The organism is Alteromonas aestuariivivens (assembly GCF_003367475.1).
Taxonomy (GTDB): domain Bacteria; phylum Pseudomonadota; class Gammaproteobacteria; order Enterobacterales; family Alteromonadaceae; genus Alteromonas; species Alteromonas aestuariivivens.
This window is the reverse complement of record NZ_QRHA01000015.1, coordinates 36,188-54,277: the sequence shown is the minus strand read 5'-3', so window position 1 is coordinate 54,277 and position 18,090 is coordinate 36,188. Positions and strand designations below refer to the sequence as shown.

General features: G+C 51.5%; 15 protein-coding genes and 1 tRNA gene. 9 read left to right on the top strand and 7 right to left on the bottom strand.

Annotation, left to right across the window (positions count from 1 at the left end):
- Positions 1–187: 187 nt before the first annotated feature.
- The gene (locus DXV75_RS16055; protein WP_115594444.1) at positions 188–784 is read left to right on the top strand and encodes a mechanosensitive ion channel domain-containing protein; all 597 of its coding nucleotides are present in this window, start codon (positions 188–190) and stop codon (positions 782–784) included.
- Here the strand turns inward: DXV75_RS16055 and DXV75_RS16050 are convergent.
- Complete coding sequence (locus DXV75_RS16050; protein WP_115594443.1) at positions 754–4,230, bottom strand: PAS domain-containing hybrid sensor histidine kinase/response regulator; 3,477 nt, start codon at positions 4,228–4,230, stop codon at positions 754–756. The two genes, DXV75_RS16055 and DXV75_RS16050, sit on opposite strands and share 31 nt — an antisense overlap.
- Positions 4,231–4,498: 268 nt before the next feature.
- Here DXV75_RS16050 and DXV75_RS16045 point away from each other — a divergent pair, with 268 nt between their 5' ends.
- From DXV75_RS16045 to DXV75_RS16015, 7 genes are all read left to right on the top strand, one after another.
- A complete protein-coding gene (locus DXV75_RS16045) occupies positions 4,499–4,765 on the top strand; it encodes a DUF4212 domain-containing protein (protein ID WP_115594442.1) in 267 nt (88 codons plus the stop codon).
- Positions 4,766–4,770: 5 nt separating this feature from the next.
- Complete coding sequence (locus tag DXV75_RS16040) at positions 4,771–6,477, top strand: sodium:solute symporter family protein (protein ID WP_115594441.1); 1,707 nt, start codon at positions 4,771–4,773, stop codon at positions 6,475–6,477.
- A gap of 68 nt (positions 6,478–6,545) precedes the next feature.
- The gene (locus tag DXV75_RS16035) at positions 6,546–8,375 is read left to right on the top strand and encodes a DUF294 nucleotidyltransferase-like domain-containing protein (RefSeq protein ID WP_115594440.1); all 1,830 of its coding nucleotides are present in this window, start codon (positions 6,546–6,548) and stop codon (positions 8,373–8,375) included.
- Positions 8,375–9,094, top strand: a complete 720-nt coding sequence (locus tag DXV75_RS16030; protein WP_245953263.1) for a 3'-5' exonuclease — start codon at positions 8,375–8,377, stop codon at positions 9,092–9,094. Before DXV75_RS16035 ends, DXV75_RS16030 begins: the two co-directional genes overlap by 1 nt.
- A gap of 66 nt (positions 9,095–9,160) precedes the next feature.
- A tRNA-Leu gene (locus tag DXV75_RS16025) sits at positions 9,161–9,247 on the top strand.
- A gap of 271 nt (positions 9,248–9,518) precedes the next feature.
- Positions 9,519–10,259, top strand: coding sequence for a hypothetical protein (locus DXV75_RS16020; RefSeq protein ID WP_115594439.1), 741 nt, complete (start codon positions 9,519–9,521; stop codon positions 10,257–10,259).
- Between the two features lie 61 nt (positions 10,260–10,320).
- Positions 10,321–10,953, top strand: a complete 633-nt coding sequence (locus tag DXV75_RS16015) for a LysE family translocator (RefSeq protein WP_115594438.1) — start codon at positions 10,321–10,323, stop codon at positions 10,951–10,953.
- A gap of 20 nt (positions 10,954–10,973) precedes the next feature.
- Here DXV75_RS16015 and DXV75_RS16010 read toward each other — a convergent pair whose 3' ends face one another.
- Complete coding sequence (locus DXV75_RS16010) at positions 10,974–11,741, bottom strand: ParA family protein (RefSeq protein WP_115594437.1); 768 nt, start codon at positions 11,739–11,741, stop codon at positions 10,974–10,976.
- A gap of 250 nt (positions 11,742–11,991) precedes the next feature.
- Between DXV75_RS16010 and DXV75_RS16005 the strand changes: the two genes are divergently transcribed.
- Complete coding sequence (locus tag DXV75_RS16005) at positions 11,992–13,158, top strand: tetratricopeptide repeat protein (RefSeq protein WP_115594436.1); 1,167 nt, start codon at positions 11,992–11,994, stop codon at positions 13,156–13,158.
- 79 nt (positions 13,159–13,237) lie between these two features.
- On the opposite strand, the gene DXV75_RS16000 is transcribed toward DXV75_RS16005, so the two are convergent.
- From DXV75_RS16000 to DXV75_RS15980, 5 genes are all read right to left on the bottom strand, one after another.
- Positions 13,238–14,077 carry an isopenicillin N synthase family dioxygenase gene (locus tag DXV75_RS16000; protein WP_115594435.1) on the bottom strand — a complete coding sequence of 280 codons (840 nt, stop codon included), beginning with the start codon at positions 14,075–14,077 and terminating at the stop codon, positions 13,238–13,240.
- A gap of 118 nt (positions 14,078–14,195) precedes the next feature.
- Positions 14,196–15,407, bottom strand: coding sequence for a NupC/NupG family nucleoside CNT transporter (locus DXV75_RS15995; protein ID WP_115594434.1), 1,212 nt, complete (start codon positions 15,405–15,407; stop codon positions 14,196–14,198).
- 13 nt (positions 15,408–15,420) lie between these two features.
- Positions 15,421–16,044, bottom strand: a complete 624-nt coding sequence (gene udk, locus DXV75_RS15990; RefSeq protein WP_115594433.1) for a uridine kinase — start codon at positions 16,042–16,044, stop codon at positions 15,421–15,423.
- A gap of 92 nt (positions 16,045–16,136) precedes the next feature.
- Positions 16,137–17,138 (bottom strand): hypothetical protein, encoded by a 1,002-nt coding sequence (locus DXV75_RS15985; RefSeq protein WP_181898454.1) that lies wholly within the window; start codon positions 17,136–17,138, stop codon positions 16,137–16,139.
- Positions 17,101–17,952, bottom strand: coding sequence for a PhnD/SsuA/transferrin family substrate-binding protein (locus DXV75_RS15980; protein WP_115594431.1), 852 nt, complete (start codon positions 17,950–17,952; stop codon positions 17,101–17,103). The genes DXV75_RS15985 and DXV75_RS15980 overlap by 38 nt, the downstream gene beginning before the upstream one ends.
- Between the last annotated feature and the right edge of the window lie 138 nt (positions 17,953–18,090).

Below are 18,090 nucleotides of genomic sequence, written 5' to 3'. Positions count from 1 at the left end.
AAAATGCTACCTGTCGTATAAAAGCTTATTGATGTGTGCAGCGGGAATTCAAAAAGTGACCGATTTTTAGTCACTCGGCGCTGCAAAAATGTTTAGCATTAACTATAGATGATATATTCCGGCGCGTCGCTAAAAGATTGTTATACAATGGGGAATTCGGTTATTCCCTAATCACAGGATGCTTTCGATGCTTGATATGGCACAAATTATAGACTGGATAGAGACTTACCAAAGCAATGTGATCTGGAGTGTTGTGGTGCTGTTGCTGTATACGGTAATGACCCGCTTTGCCCTGCCCAGGCTGGAAAAGAACATTGAGAGCAGCAAGCTCAAATCCTCCAGCACTATTAAGGGCCTGTTTGTTATCCGCGTGCTCAGCGCCACCATATCGCTTGCTTTACTGTTGTTGGTATGGGGGGTGGATTTTTCCGGCCTGTTGGTCATGTCCACGTCCATAGTGACACTTACCGGTGTGGCGCTGTTCGCCAACTGGTCATTGTTAAGTAACATTACCGCTTATTTTATCCTGCTCACGAATGTGGCTTATCGCCGGGGCAATTACATCCGTATCCTTGATGGCGATAATTACATGGAAGGGTACATTGCCGACATTAACCTGTTTTCTACCCGCCTGGTGACCCAGGAGCGGGAAACCGTGCTGTACCCCAACAACCTTATTCTCACCCGCCCGACCCTGATAAACCCTAAGGGGCATTGGCAGTCCATGGGTAAGGTAACCGTCACACCACCGGTTCAGGAAGAACTGCCGGCCAAAGAATCCTGACTGTGATCTTCCCGCACCTCAGCTTCCTTGATGTAGCGGGTCATACTTTGTAGCAGTGCGCGTAATTTGGCCGGTTTCAGCGGTTTGGTCAGGTAGTTGACTCCCTGTTCCCGGCACCGCATAACCAGTTCCTCTTCCTGGGTTGCGGTGATCAGTGCAGCGGGCAAAACTATGTTCAGATGGGTTCGTATGGCATCAATCAGTTCGAGCCCATTTTTGTCAAAGCCGAGTTGATAATCCATCAACAGAATTTGCGGTGATATGATGTCGGCCTGACGGATAGCATCGTTCCAGTTGTCTGCCAGCGACACTTTCACGCCCCACCTTTCCAGCAGGGTTCGCATGGCATCCAGATTCTCCTGCTGGTCGTCCACACACAACACCCGAAGGCCCTGAAAGGTGGTCGATGCAATCAACCCCTTGGGCAGAGCGGGCGCAGCAGGGGCGCATTTTGCAATGGTCAGGCTGAAGCTGCTGCCTTTGCCAGGGCATGAACGCACCTGAATGTGCCCCTGAAGTTGCTGGCTTAGTCTGCGAACTACGCCCAGCCCTAGCCCCATACCGTGTTCGTGGCTGTCGTTGGTGCGAAAGAAATCACTGAAAATAAGCCCCTGTTGTTGCTGTGAAATACCAATGCCAGTGTCATGAACTGAGATAACCAGGTTGTCTCCCAGGCACCGGGCTGTGAGTAACACTTTGCCCTTTTCGGTGTATTTAACCGCATTGGACAGAAGATTCTGCACAATTCGGTACAGAAATGTCGGGTCCGCCATTGCCCAGTGCGGTTGCAACCGGGTTTTAAGCTGCAAGCCTTTTTCGCTGGCACGCATGCGCATTTCGTCCACCAGTGGGGTTAGCAGCGCACGGACATCAACCGGCTCGAGCTTGGGTTTCAGGTCCCCCTGGTCTAAACGGGCGATGTCCAGCAAGGTGCCGATAAGGGCCTCACTGGAACTGACACTGTGATTCAGTTTGGTAATGATTTCCGACACTGAGTTGGGCAGAGAGGCTTCCTGCAAAGCTGTAACGTAAAGTTTGGCGGCATTCAGGGGTTGCAGAATGTCATGGCTGGCAAGCGCCAGAAAGCGGGTTTTACTGGCATTGGCGTCCTCAGCCGCCTTGCGGGCACGAATGAGTTCCTTTTCTGCCTCGTAACGGCGTTCGATCTCCATGCGCAGTTCGGCGTTAATGGAGTGAACCTCTTCGGTACGTTTCTGGATCCTGGCTTCGAGGTTAATGTTTGATTCTTCCAGCGCCTGCTGAATTTCAATATGGCCGGTTACGTCGTTAAAACTGGTAACGAATCCGCCGCCGGGGAGCGGGTTGCCCACCATTTCAATTACGGTGCCATCACTGCGCTGGCGGGTAAATCGGTGGGGGGTACCGGAGCGTAGGTGCTCAAGTCGCTTTTCAACCTGATCCTCCACATCGCCATGGCCAAATTCGCCCTGAGCCGCATTGTAGCGAATCAGTTTTTCGATGGGGGTGCCTACGGCCAGCAATTCATCCGGGTAGCGATACAGGTTCGCATAGCGCTTGTTCCAGGCAACCAGATTGAGGTGCTTGTCGATCACACTTATGCCCTGATCCATGTTTTCCAGCGACGTGAGCAACGCGGTCATGTTGAATTGCATGGCCTGGGTTGTGTCGTCGAAGAAATTAATTACTTCAGTGAAGTCGAGTTTCTTGCCATTCAGAATGCTGTCAATCAGCGCCTTGGCGCTGGAAGCACCGATAACTCCACCCAAAGCCCGCTCGCAGAATGCCATAAAGGCTTGATCGGGCATGTGGTTTCGGCTAACCCGACACTGGTTCCTGAGTTGGTATTCTTCAACCAGCTGTTCACATCGCCGGTCGCCCATAAAGGTCGACAGCAGGGTAATCAGATCTTCAACCGTAATGTCGGCGCTGGGCTCTTTGGGCAGGCCGTTACGTACATCGGTGGGCGCTACAAACGCCTCAGCCTGAATCTTGTCGATCAGGCGTGCCGGTGCGAACCAGGAAAACACCACGAAGGCCAGGCTGTTGACGCCCAGAGACAGCAATGCCCCCTGACTGATCATTTCGCTCTGCTGCATGATGGTAGCGCCTTCGTTCAGTACCGGTAGTACCAGCCACAATACCCAGGTTACCAGTCCGACCATCAATCCGGCATAAACACCGTGGGCATGAGCCCGCTTCCAGTAAACGCCACCCAACATGGCGGGAATAAGCTGAATTACCAGAGAAAAGGCAATCAGGCCAATGGAATGCAGCGAACGGCTGTTGGTCATTTGTTGGTGGTAGAAAAAGGCCAGCACCAGAATCAGGCCAATCACAATGCGGCGGATCAGGCGAATGCGTTTGGCATAGTCGCGGTGTTTGGGAGTCAGTTCCTTGACCGCGAACAGCCGCGGCAGGATCACGTCGTTCGTCAGCATGGTGCTGAGCGTCAGTGTCGCCACGATGATCATGGCCGTTGCGGCCGACATACCGCCAAACAGCACCATCATTTGCAGCAGCACTGAATCGGCGTGTATGGCCATCGAAAGCACGTAGGTATCTGGCTCAACACTGCTGCCCGCGAAAATAGCCTGGCCCGCGAGTGTAATAATTGGGATGGTGGCAGCCATGATGGCCAGATAGGCCGGAAACAGCCAGCGGGCGGTTTTGAGGTGCCCAAGGCTCAGGTTGTCGATGATTGCCACGTGAAACTGGCGTGGCAGGCACACCACCGCTGCCGCTGCCATTATGGTTTGGGCCACAAAGGTATAGGAGCCAAATTGTGCCAGTGCCTGTTCGCCTAAAAATGGTGAGAAGTCGAGAGGTTGCTGGCTGTTCTGCCATGCCCGGTAACCAACCCAGGCAACCAGAATCAGGGCCAGCAGTTTCACGCTGGATTCAAATGCAATCGCCAGCATCAGGCCCCTTCGGTACTCGGTAACATCGGTTTGCTTGGTACCAAAATAAATCGCGAAAAGGGCAATGAAAGTGGTTGCAATAAGCACAATGAAGTTGCTGTTAGGCTGCTGTGTTAACAGCTGAAACGTACTGCCTATTGCTTTGAGCTGCAGCGCAATATACGGAATGGTTGCCAGCAATGCTATTAGGGTAACCAGTAAAGCAACCGCCTGACGCTTGCCGTATCGTGAGGCGATGAAGTCGGCGACCGTGTTGATGTGCTGTTTTTTGCTGACCAGAATCAGCTTGTAAATAAACTTGTACCCCAGCAGATAAACCAGCATGGGGCCCAGCAGAATGGGGAGATAAATCCAGCTGTCGCGGGAGGCCTGGCCTACCGCACCAAAAAACGTCCAGGCGGTACAGTATATTCCGAGAGCGAGTGAATAAATTACCGGATGTGAGGTAAGCCAGCGTGCAGCAGTCGAATTCTTGTCGCCCCAGCTGGCAATGTAAAACAACGCCAGCAAGTACAGCAGTGCCAGTGTGGCCCAACCAAAAGCCATGCCATTCCTTAACATTAAATTCACAAGGGTGTGATTATTATACGCATCTTATTGTGAGCTCACCTACGACCATCGTCTCATTTCTCGAAAAGGTCAGCACGACTAGAGTATATCCAATGCTCCTGTTTATGGGGCTTTTTTCGGATCTTGTGCCAGCCGGGGTTTACTCATGGGCGTTGCCAGAGGCGTTGCTTCAGAGTGACCTTACACCGTGTTGGGAAAATGTAAAAAACGAAGCATCCGCTTAACCTGAAATGAGGATGGAAAAATGGCATTCAGAAGTGAAGAGGACAAAAAGGCGTACTGGAAGGAGAACCTCTCCCTCCTCGTCAAGCTGTTGATCATTTGGTTTGTTGTGTCGTTTGGCGCGGGCATTTTGTTTGCCGATGTGCTGAACAACATTCAGTTCTTTGGCTTCAAGCTTGGGTTCTGGTTTGCACAGCAGGGCGCAATTTATGTGTTCGTGGTGCTCATTTTTGTCTACATGGCGAGAATGAATGCACTGGACAAAAAATATGGCGTGGATGAGGAGTAATAAAAATGGATGTTCAACTGCTTACATTTATTATTATCGGCGCCTCGTTTGCGCTTTACATCGGCATAGCGATTTGGGCCCGAGCGGGCTCCACCAACGAGTTTTATGTGGCTGGTGGCGGCGTGCCGCCAGTGATGAACGGCATGGCTACGGCTGCAGACTGGATGTCTGCCGCGTCGTTTATTTCCATGGCCGGGCTGATCTCCTTCATGGGCTACGACGGAGCCGTTTACCTGATGGGCTGGACAGGGGGCTACGTTTTGCTGGCGTTGTGCCTGGCTCCGTACCTGCGTAAGTTTGGTAAGTTTACCGTGCCGGATTTCATCGGCGATCGCTACTACTCTCAAACCGCCCGTACAGTGGCAGTATTCTGTGCCATTTTTGTATGCTTCACCTACGTTGCCGGGCAAATGCGTGGTGTCGGGGTGGTGTTCAGCCGCTTTCTGGAAGTGGATATTGTCGCAGGGGTTATCATCGGTATGGCAATCGTGTTTTTTTACACCGTCCTCGGCGGTATGAAAGGCATCACATACACTCAGGTGGCCCAATACTGCGTACTGATTTTTGCCTATCTGGTTCCGGCTGTATTCATTTCCATTATGATCACCGGGCATTTTCTGCCGCAAACCGGGTTCGGTGCCACGCTGGCGGACGGGTCGGGCATGTATCTGCTGGAAAAACTGGATCAGTTGTCGTTGGAGCTGGGGTTTAACGAATACACATCCGGCACCAAGAGCACCATCGACGTCTTCTTTATCACCTTTGCGCTGATGGTGGGGACCGCTGGTTTGCCTCACGTTATCGTTCGCTTCTTCACGGTTCCGAAAGTTCGCGATGCTCGTAAAAGTGCCGGATGGGCACTGGTTTTCATCGCCATTCTTTACACTACTGCGCCTTCACTGGCTGCGTTTGCCCGCACCAACATGATAGGCACCATCAACGGGCCCGACATGACAGGAACCAGTTACGCAGAAGCCCCTGCCTGGATTAAGAACTGGGAGAAAACCGGCCTGATCACCTTTGAAGACAAGAATGGCGACGGCAAAATGTTCTACTCGGGTGATGATCGCAACGAGATGAAAGTTGACCGCGACATTATGGTGCTGGCCAACCCCGAGATAGCCAACCTGCCGGCCTGGGTTATTGCGCTGGTGGCTGCTGGTGGCGTTGCGGCAGCACTGTCAACGTCGGCAGGCCTGCTGCTGGTTATTTCCACTTCAGTGTCGCATGATTTGCTGAAGCGAAACTTTATGCCCAACATTACCGATAAGGCCGAACTGTTTTACGCCAGGCTGGCTGCAGCCATCGCTATCATCATCGCCGGATACTTCGGTATCAATCCGCCAGGGTTTGTGGCGCAGGTGGTGGCATTTGCGTTCGGGCTGGCGGCATCGAGCTTCTTCCCGGCTATCATCATGGGCATATTCAGCAAGCGCATGAATAATAAGGGAGCCATTGCGGGCATGATTTGCGGTATCGCGTTTACCGCGGCTTATATCATTTACTTTAAGTTTATTAATCCGGCGGCCAACATTCCCGACAACTGGTTGTTTGGTGTTTCCCCGGAAGGCATCGGTACCATGGGCATGATCGTGAATTTTGTGGTTGCCTACCTGGTGTTTAAGGCAACCGATGAGGCGCCGGAAGATATCCAGGAGCTGGTGGAAAGCATTCGCTATCCAAAAGGGTCAGGGGAAGCTTCGGCGCACTAATACTGCGTTGCCAGAAATGTAAGTGAAGGCTCACAAATAAGGTGGGCCTTTTTTAAGGAGTAAGCCGAATGGTGTTGCCTCAACAGACGGCAGATTTTCTGACATCGGCAGCGCCGTTTGATCAACTGGAAAACGACGCTCTGTTGGAAATCAGCCGTAAAGCCAACTTAATGTACCTCACCGGTGACAACCAGAAAGTGTTGCTTGAGCAGAATCATGGCCGCCTGTTCCTGATCCAGTCCGGGCAGTTTTCCGTCAGGGATGCAGAAGGGCCGGTTCGCCATCTCAGCGAAGGGGACTATTTTGGGCATGCGGGGCTGCTCGACAAGGTCAGTTACCCACTGGAACTAACGGTAGACAAACCCGGGCTGGTATACAGCTTTACTCCGCAGGCGTTCGAATTTGCCATGAGCCACCCGGGCATTGCCGATTTCTTCCATGCCATGCGCAGCGATGTACTGCAGAATCATGCGGTTGCAGAGTCACAGTCCATGTGGCTGTATAAAGGGCTGGGCGAGGTTCTTAAGGGCTCGCCCATCAGCATGGATGTTACTGAGAGCATTCAGAACGCCGCCATTGAAATGACCCGCAATAAGGTATCCTCGCTACTCATTACCGAGCAGGGCCGGTTGGCCGGTATTATTACTGACCGGGACCTTCGCAGCCGGGTAGTGGCAAAAGGGCTGGATATTCACCAAAGTGTGCAAACCATTATGACCGATAAACCGGCCATGGTGACCCAAAACCGCACTCTGTTCGACGCCATTTGCATAATGAACGAACATAACGTTCACCACCTGCCGGTAATAGACCGGCATACCCGCCAGCCAATTGGCATGCTGACCACATCCGATGTCGTGCGCCTTCAGAGAGGGAATGTGCTGTTTATTATCGGCGAACTGGCCAAAGCCGAAAACCTGTATTCGTTATCCAGGGTATCGTGGCAGTTGCCCCACTATTTTGCTTCCCATGCCAGGAGACCGGTGGATTTTGACATCGCCGGAAAGGTGCTGTCCCAGGCCACCGATATGATGACCCGAAAACTGATTAACTACTTTCAGCGGGAAAACGGCCCTGCGCCCATGCCATATAGCTGGATAGTGTATGGCTCCCAGGCGCGTGAGGATCAGACCATGGGGTCGGACCAGGATAATGGTTTGTTGTTGGCCCGAACGCCGACAAAAGGGGAAGGGGAGTATTTCCGGGCGATGTCGGAGTATGTTTGTGACGGCCTGGCGAAGTGCGGAATTAAGCTTTGCGACGGCAATATTATGGCGTCGAACCCGGAATTGCGGCTATCACTTGACCAGGCTGTTGAGCAAGCCCGGGCGTGGGTTCTCCAGCCTACACCCGAGGCGATAATGCATTTCAATATATTTCTGGATGCACGATGTGCCGCTGGGGATGGCGACCTGTTTCGTAAACTTCAGCAGGCTCGCGTACCTTTGCTCAAGCAAAGTCTGTTCTTGGCCGCCCTGTCCCGCCATGCCAATCAGGTTTCGGTGCCGCTCTCCATGTTTCAGAAATTCGTGTATGAGAAGCGCCAGGAAAAGGCGAACTGTATTGATTTGAAAGTCAGAGCGGTGGCTCTTATCAACAATCTTGTCAGGCTTTATGCCCTTGCAAGTGGCCTCACGGCTCCCGCTACCCTAGCGAGGCTGGCAAGCCTGCCGGCTGGCTCCGGGCTGGCGGTAAAGGATGCAGAGAATCTGCGGGACATTTGGCTGTTTCTGAATCGATTGCGCTGGCGTCATCAGCTGACAACCCAGTCAACAGACAACCTAGTTTCCGTAGACGAGCTTTCTTCCATTGAGAAGCATCAGCTTAAAGCGGCATTCAAGGCCATAGACCGGGCCCAGCAGGCTGCGGTCATGAAGTTTTCCGGTGGTATGGGCTAGTGCCTGGACGACTGTTCGACTGGTTTAGGCTAAAACACTGGTTCAGCTACAGAGCTACACTGCCGGATGCCTGGCAGCAACAAAGGCTCTTTGAAGCTCCGCTGTTGGCTATTGATTTGGAGCTGACTTCGCTTAACCCTGAGCAGTCAAAAATTACTTCGATTGGTTGGTTAGAAGGCCAAAATGGAAGTATAAACCTTGAATCGGCGTACTATCGCGTGGTGAGGGTAAAGGGCGATCTGCAGCAGAGCCCGGTTATCCACGGTTTAACGCCTGAGCACACAGAGCTTGGGGAGCATGTGCGGGATTCGCTAAATGCACTTAGCCAGTTTGCTCGCTCGCACATCTGGGTGTTTCACAATGCCAGCCTCGATGTTCGGGTGTTAAACCGGGCATTTGCTGCCAATAATCTGCAGGTTGAGCAGGTTGTTACGCTGGATACGTTGAAGTTGGCAATGTACCAGCTAAAAAAAACGCACGAACTTCTGCCTTCCAACAGCATGACACTCGCGAATTGTCGCCAGCGTATGGGGTTGCCAGCGGTTCCCGCTCACAATGCCCTCGACGATGCCATGGCAACGCTGCAGCTTTGGTTCGCACAGTTTCACCAGCTTGCAGGCCGAAACTCCATCACAATTGATGCTATTTTGCACACTCGGTGCATTAATGTCGTAAATTTAGGAAAAAAGTGCAAAAGGGGAATTGACAAAGTGTCGTAAGCCGCGTATCTTGCGCACCCACAACGCAGTGAGGCTCTCGCTTCCCAGAGGTCTTGCAGCATTGATGCCCAGGTGGTGAAATTGGTAGACACGCTAGCTTCAGGTGCTAGTGACCTCACGGTCGTGGCGGTTCAAGTCCGCCCCTGGGCACCATCCCTTTCTTAGATATTATCCCAATAAGTTTCGGCTCTACGCATAAGCGTGAGAATGCTATTTATCTGTTTTTTTGTATTAATTTCCAAACTTTAATGTGCATTTAGGAATCTCTTCTAGAGGATTTTTTTGTGTGCGTATTTTTTACATTTTGCGCAATGGTTATTTGAATTAATACTCCTGTCCTTTTGGGCATACCTTTCCGGCACGGTTAAAACTTCAAATGTGGCACTGTGGCTATATAGTAACCAGCCTGAAGTAGAGGTTCCTTATGCACATCAATACACATCTTTCCCGCCGTGATTACCTTAGAGCCTATCGGCAGATGGCGGTATTTTTTATGCAGCACCCGCTGCAAAGTGCGCTCCTGATTTTTCTGGGCTGCCTGGTTGATTCGGTGCCTTATGCATTGTTCCCTGTAAAGCTGGCGCTGTTGGCGTTACTCGTGAGTTTTACCGCCAGCCTGATAGCTACCCAGCACATAAACGGTTCCTGCAGAGAATTCTTACAGGAACTGAAATTACAGCAGAGAATTATCCTGCCTATGCTGATAGCGGTGGTATGCCTGAGTTGGCTGGGCTTTGTGGTGGCGGACGCGATCATGCTGGCCAGTCAAAACCCGGCGATAATTCAGCCCGGCGGGCTCAGAGTACCCCAAATGCCGGAAACGGTAGATGGCCTCACCCTGATTGCACTGTCTGTGCTTGCAACCGGGCTGGGAATTGCGCAAATCATGCCGCTGGTGCTGGCGCATTTCTGTCGGGGGCTGGGTTTATCAAAACATCAGGGCGAGCATATCTGGATGGCGCTGCTTACAAAAGCGGGTACGTTCCTGGCGTTTTTCCCCATTGGCCAGATTGCGGTAATCGGCCTGCTGCTGAACACAGATACCACCGTTCCACTGGTACTGCTGGCTTCGGCTTACAGTACGTTCATGTTGTTTATTGTATTTGGGATGAAGCCCAAGCCCCAGGTATCCCCGCAGTTGAATACCGTAGGTTCCGCAGCCTGATTTTGCCCTCTGTGTGATAAACTCGGCCAAAGATTAACTGCAGGTTTTTAGTGGGAACACCATGCTGCCATTGGATGTATTGCTGACATTCGCCAGCGCTGCGCTCATGCTCAGCCTGTCACCGGGCCCTTCGAACCTTTACATCATGGCGTGTACCATGGGTAATGGGGGCGGAGCGGGAGTGGCAGCGGCTTCCGGCATGGCGCTGGGCAGTCTGATTTACGTATTACTGAGTGCGGTCGGGCTGGCTGCGTTGATAGTCTATTCGCCCGCTTTGTTTTTGGCACTCAAGCTTCTTGGTGCCAGTTATCTGATCCTGCTTGGCGTGCGCACCCTGCTAACGGCACAACAGCCACAGTTGAAAGCAGTCGGGCACCTGCCGGCCAAAAAGGTACTGCGCCAAAGTGTGATAGTTGAGCTTACCAACCCGAAAACGGCATTATTCTTTTTGGCATTTCTGCCGCAGTTCAGTCAGCCGGAGCAGGGAGATGTGGCCTTTCAGCTGGTGCTGCTGGGAGTCATTTACAGTGTGATTGCGCTGGGCAGCGACCTGCTGGTGGTGAGTCTGTCACGCCAGCTTGGTGGTTGGCTTGTCCGTATGCCGAGACTGGCCGTTCTTCAGGAGCAACTGGCCGGAGTTATCCTGCTGTCGTTGGGAACCTGGATTTTGGCCGAATCCCTATTGCTGGCCTGATCGGGCCATCGTCTTTTGTTCTACCGGTTTTCGATTTCGTTCAGTAACGCAGCAAACTGTTGGCCCGCTTTGTGGTTCGGTGCATACAAAGGTACAGGTACCCGCTTTGAATGGGATTCCTTTATTTTTACCGTGCTGTTGATGCGGGTGTTCAGCACCGGCAACCCTTTCTCTTCCAGTTGCGCTACCAAGGCCGCAGGCAGTTTGGCCTGCGCATTGTACTGATTGATAATGACCCCGGCCAACGTCAGTTCCGGGTTATGATCCTGCTTTAACTCCGACACGTTTGCCAGTAACCGCTCAATCGCCTGAAGTGAAAAGTCATCACAGTCAAACGGCACCAAATACTCATCTGCGGCAATCAGCGCGGCCTTCGAATAGAAATTGAAGTTGGGAGGCGTATCGATATACACCCGGTCAAACACCCCATCCAGGTTACGCAGGGTTTCTTTGAGCTTGTACATCTTATAGCGGGACTCCAGCTCGTGCTCAATGTCGGTGAGTGTCGGGTGAGCGGGCAGCACAAACAGGTTGTCGATGGCGGTGGGGTGCACAAAAGCTTCCGGCGCCAGCGGCTTGGAAAACCAACCCACGATCTGCTTGAACATATCAGCTACCGTCAGCGACTCCTGCTCCAAATCAACGCCAATGTAATGGGTGGTATTGCCCTGGGCGTCGAGGTCAACAAGCAGGGTTTTGAGGCCCGAAAGCGCGCTCTGTGCAGCAAGGTTGGTACTGATGGTGGATTTGCCTACGCCGCCTTTCTGATTAAACACAACCCGTTTCATAGCGTTCCTTGTGTTGAGATGCAGCATGTTCTGGAGAGACCACTGAGTAGAACAAAATATCACCATGTTGCAGCGTTGAAGTAAAGGCCAAATTTTATTCGCCGGTCTGCTTTAACTGGTGGTAGCAGGCTATGCGATAGGGTTCACAGGATAAAAGGCCGATTAAACGGGTTAAAGGTTGTCGGGTAAAAGTAAATAAAATGTAAACAGAGCTATACTCAAGGAGAAGTGCCATAACGGAGAGTTGCGAATGGGATACCGAATTCTATTTGTTTGTTGCCTGCTTATAGGGTTACTGGGATGTTCCAAATCGACACCGGATATAAAAACAACCGAAATACCAACACTGAAAGACTCGTTGTTTCCGGACTACACCCTGTTTTCACTTGAGTCGGAACAGGAGATTTTTGGGCTTGAGGACAAGGCTCAAAACTTTGTCAGAGAGGCTGTATGGCCTTTTGCTAATGACGAATCGAGTATACGCGGGTTGTTGAGGCAGATTTTCGATCACTCGGAAATGGGGCTTCTGTATCGAAGTGAAGCCAATACCACTGCCAATGAAACTTTCCTTAACCAGTCGGCAAACTGCCTGTCGCTGTCTATCATGACTTACGCGATGGCGGAATCTGCAGGTTTTAAAGCGCAGTTTTATGAAGTGCAAATACCGGAATACTGGACTCGCAGAGAGGGTTACAGCCTGTTGAACGGTCATATTAATTTGCGCTTGCGATTGGCTGATGAAATCGGCACAACCCGGCTCTACGATGAGTTTGTGGATGTGGATTTTGACCCACAGGTGATACGCAATCATTTTCCCCGCATACCAATTTCCAAGAATTTGGTTGTGGCCATGTATTACACCAACAAGGGAGCAGATGCGCTGATCGCGAACAGCTACAGCCAGGCCTATGCATATTTTCGCCGTGCCGCTGTGATGGAGCCTGAATTTGCCAGTGTCTGGGTCAATCTGGGGGTGCTGTACCGAATCAAGGGCGATTTTGAAGCGTCTGAGGCCAGTTACCATCAGGCGCTTGCCATCAATGATGAAAACCTCACTGCCTGGGAAAACCTCGCCATTCTCTATCAGCATATGCAGCAGCCGGAACGTGCAGAAGAGATATTGGCCAGTGTTGAAAGGAAACGTCAGGACAACCCGTTTTACCACTTTATTTTGGGCGAACAGGCTTTCGATGAAGGGTTGTATGATGAGGCGCTGGCCCACTACAGAAAAGCCATGCGCATCGACAAAAACCGCCATGAAGTGCTGTTTGGAATGGGCAAGACCTTTTATGAGCTGGGTGATATCAGCAAAGCGAAGGACTATCTGGAAATGGCTGCACGTAAGGCCATTTCGGAGCAGGACGAACAGCGATACCTGAGTAAGCTGTCGGTTTTGCAGTCAAAGAATATGATGTAGCCCCAATGCAGCCATGTAATGCAGCCATGTATTGATTAGAGCTGGCTCGGCGATTTGGCCGGCCAGCCTGATTCCTAGCTTAGATTACGCCCAGTTCCCGCAGGCGTTCCTGCAGGTAAGACTCTGCTGTATGCCTTTCTGAAAGCACCACATCAGGCCTGGGGTGCAAAAACAGTGGCAGTGAAATGCGGGATTTGGTCATGTCGGCCCCTTCAGGGTTGATCACCCGGTGCGTCGTTGACGGGAAGTAATGCCCGGACGCTTCCTGCAGCATATCGCCGATGTTGACAATCAGGTTGCCAAAATCACAAGGTACATCCAGCCAACTGCCGTCTCGGGCCTTCACCTGCAGGCCGGGTTCATTGGCTGCCGGAAGGATAGTAAGCAGGTTAATGTCTTCATGAGCGGCAGCCCGAATAGCATTAGGCTCTTCCTCTCCGCTCAAAGGAGGATAATGCAACACCCGCAACAGAGTCTGTTCGCTGTCCTGTATCATGTTCGAAAGCGGTTGGCTGTAATGGGCACTGACCTCTTTGGGAGAATGCTTTTCTACCCAGCCCAGTAATTGTTCTGCGAGACTGTTGGCGGCCTGGTAATAGGCCATCAGTTGTGGGCGAAGGGCATCGGGGCATTGCCCCCAGGGGTAGAAGTGAAAATACTCTTTGATGTCTTTTTGTGTATAGCCCTTGGCAACTTCTGACACACTCTGGGGGAAAAAGCCGTCCTGCGTGCCTTTGTTGTATTCATACTGATGTTTTTCTTCACTGTCAAAGAAGGCTTGCCACGCCTCGTAGATGTCGTTAACCATCGACTGCTGAATGGGGTGATTTTTAAGAACGCCAAACCCGGTTTGGCGTAAAGATTCGACAAAAGCTTGTTCGGCATTATCTGCCTGGTAATCAACGGCTACTAATTGCATATTCATATCCTGACTTTGGGAGCAGGCTTCAGGGGCCTATGGTCTGCGACGGGCATAGCCGCGTCGCCATCGGACGGCTAATGTATATAAACCGGACCATTTAGTCTACTTTTGGTGGCTAGCCAAGAGTTAAATAGAAGCCTGCCAGCGCTGCACTCATTAAGTTGGACAAGGTGGCGGCAAATACCGCTTTCAGGCCCAGTTTGGCAATTTCGCTGCGTCGGTTTGGTGCCATGGCGCCTATGCCTCCCATCAGAATAGCAATGGAAGAGAAATTTGCGAATCCGCACAGCGCAAAGGTCACAATGGCCTGGGTGATGGGTGCCAGTTGCTCCTGATGCTCAATAAAATCGAGATAGGCGACAAATTCGTTTACGACAATTTTTTGCCCGATGAAACTTCCGGCTACCTGTGCATCCTGCCACGGAACGCCCAGAGTCCAGGCCAGGGGCTGTAACAGATAGCCCAGAATGCTCTGGAAGGTAAGCCCATCGTATCCGGCCAACCCGCCTGCCCAGCCAATCAGCCCATTGAGCATTGCAATCAGTGCCACAAAGGCCAGCAACATGGCCCCTACGTTCAGCGCAAGATGCAGTCCGGAAGCGGCACCACTGGCAGCGGCGTCAAATAAGTTGGTGTAGTTTTCGGTGGAGGTGTCGAGTTCTTTGAGCTCGTCTTTGGCATGTTCCGTTTCCGGCAACATGATCTTGGCCATCAGCAGTCCGCCGGGAGCCGCCATAAAGCTTGCTGCAAGCAGGTATTTGAGTTCCACCCCCATTCCTGCATAACCGGCCATAACGGAACCTGCAATGGAAGCCAGGCCTCCCACCATTACAGCAAACAATTCAGAGCTGGTCATTTGTGGGATAAACGGCCGAACAACCAGGGGGGCTTCGGTCTGACCTACGAAAATGTTGGCCGCCGCCGACATGGATTCCGGGCGGGATGTTCGCAGCGCCTTTTGTAAAAAGCCACCGATCAGGCGGATGATCCAGCTCATCACGCCAATGTGATAAAGCACGGCGATAAGTGACGAGAAGAAAATGATTACCGGCAGAACGTTGAAGGCAAAGATGAAGCCAAGAGATTTATTGCCCACAGGGCCAAACACAAAATTGATGCCTTGCTGGCTGTAATCAATAACGTTGGCTACGAAGGTGGTAAGTGTGAGCAGCAACTGAATGCCCGGCTCGAAATACAGGATGAAAGCGCCGATCAGTGCCTGAATGGCAAAGGCACCTCCGACAGTCCGCCAGCTGATGTCCTTTCGGGCCGATGACATCAGGTATGCGATGCCAAGCAGCAATACTATGCCCAGTAAACTTACCATAAACAATTCCCTATTATTGTAGTACTTGTTGAATGTGGGATTTAATCACATCCAGTGCGATTTGGTTTTCTCCACCCTGGGTTACCACCACGTCGGCCGTAAAACGGCTCGGCTCGATGTACTGGTGATACATGGGTTTTACGGTTGCCTCGTATTGCTCTGCAATGGATTCGAGTGTGCGGCCCCGCTCTTTCACGTCTCTTAGCATACGGCGCATAAGGCAAATATCCAGTGGCGTATCGATGAATATTTTCACATCGTACAGCGGCAGCAGTTCTGCCCTGGTCAGCAGCATGATGCCTTCGAGAATGATCACCGGTGCCGGATTCAGACGCTCGGTGTCAGGTAACCGCGTATGGGTGTTAAAGCAATAGTGAGGGTAATCTATGGGCTGGCCACTGCGTAAAGCCGACAGATGTGCTTTTAACAATTCGTGCTCAAAAGCGTCGGGGTGATCATAGTTATTCTTTTCACGCTCAGGCATGGATAAATGGTCCTGGGCGCGGTAGTAGTGATCTTCACGCAATACACGAACAGGTTTATGATATTCGCTGAACGCATTGATCAGATTCTCGGTGAACAGCGACTTGCCGGATCCTGAAGCTCCGGAAATAGCGATAATAAGAGGCGGTTGCATAACAGTTAAAGAGCTGACTTTTGTGTTGCAAAGATACGTGTTTGGGGCGGATGAATCAACGACAACGTGATTTGCAGGTGGCCGACAGTGGATTAATGGCCGAAAATCTCCACATCTTCCGGTTTCAGGCCATTCAAAGCGTAGGAATGCTGTTTCGAACGAGAGCCTTCACCTTGAGCCCGCGGGGGATAGTAGCGTTCTTTTTCGGCTGGGTGGCTGGCAAATACGTCATCCAGCACGCTGCGAATCTCACTCAGGGTTTTGTCTAGATTGGCGCTGAAGTCCGGGCGCTTGCGTTTGGTGTGCCCCAAATCAATCAGGCGTGCGAACACTTTATTGGCGTGAGCCAGCATCTCTGCCGGCACCTCCTGATGGTGGCTAAGTATGGCATCGGGTTTATTGATACAGTAATTCAGCAAACCTACGTAAAAGCAAAATGGCTTGTTCTGCAGGGTAATTTCTCGGCCATCGATACCATTGCCGAGCGTTTTTTCGTGCAGATTAATCACCAGGCGTGGTGTTATCGGTAAGCGGGTCTCGTTGGCCTTGGGGGCAGTTTGTTGCGTTTGGCGATACCACCCGGCAGCTAGCGGGGCAACAACAACCGCCATCAGCAATGCGAGTGGGGATAGATGCACGGCAGTCCAAACCGGCAGCAAGGCGTAATTGGCGCTGAGGCTCTGCCCACTGGCGTTAAACTCGCTGCTACTTTGGAGGCTGAAGGTCTGAGGTATCACATCGGCGTCTATAGCCTCGACATTTTCCAGTGCAGTCATCCTGATCGGGTAGAAGCGGGTTTCCAACTCGGTGTTCATGCGTTCCAGGTAGCGTTGAATAGACGCAGAATTCACTGGGGTATTGAGTGTTTGGTCGCCCACATCGAGAGTATGCAGGTCAAGGCTTACCCTTTTGTCGAGAAAATGGCTGGCCTCGTGCACAGACAACCAGTGCCCGCAAGCCTGGCCCAGGCTAACCGCGAACTGGCATGCGGCAAACAGTCCCAGGGTCCAGCCCAGGATAAAACGTACGTCGGTTTTAAGTGTGTGCAGGTAGCGGCTAATCATGACTACTGCATCCTGGCTGTAGCTCGACATGCTGATAGTAATTGCGAGGGTGGTGGTTGGAAATACTCTTAACTACCGATTGTGCAGCGCAGCGTAAGTCGGTATTGCGGGTATCCATTTTTAAATACCAGCGCATGCCACTGACGCTTTCGGCCAGTGTGGTGATGTAATTTGCTGACAACCGGGCTTCATCCCCCTTTCCCCAGTAAGAGGAAATAATGTCCACCTCTCCGGCCAGCAGAGCCCGGCGTAATTCCTGGTGTGAATTGTAATATTTAAGCGTGGTGTTCGATTCGTTCAGGCCAAGTGATTTGAGCACGGTTTTTGGCAGGATATGCCCGGAGCGACTGCTTGTGTAGTCCAGCAAACCAATACGTTTTCCCAGCAGGTACTCTTTGCTGAGAAGCGGTTTTTCCTTCATGGAAATAAAATACGCGCTGTAATCCGGGTAGGAGGCAATCACCTCGTATCCATAACTTTTATCTGCGGCAAATGCCGCCATGACGTTGCCTTTTACCAATGCAAAATCACTGATCCCATGATTTATATGGCGAAAGGTGTCGTAATCGTTATGGCCGACAAATACATTCACATCACCATATTGGCGCTGTACAACCGGGTCAGCACACAGGCGCTCCAGCGCCATTTCAGCGACGCTGCTCTCAGTAAGATACACATCAAATACATCTGCATTGGCAGAAAGTGGTTTCGGACAGGACAGAACTTTGTCTGTCATGGGGGGAATTTCAGTGAGCGGGACGTAAGTTTTGCCAAAGCCGATGCCGACAAACAATGCCATCAGTAAAACAACAATAAGCAACAAAGAAGGTTTTACACGGTGCATGCAGGACAACGTTTACGACATTATTTACTAAACTTGGTACGTTGATTTCAACAGCTACGCTTATTTAATGCAACAGATAAGTTTATTTATTGCTTTTAGTTCGCTGATTTTATTTGATTTTTGATAAGTAACTTTGAA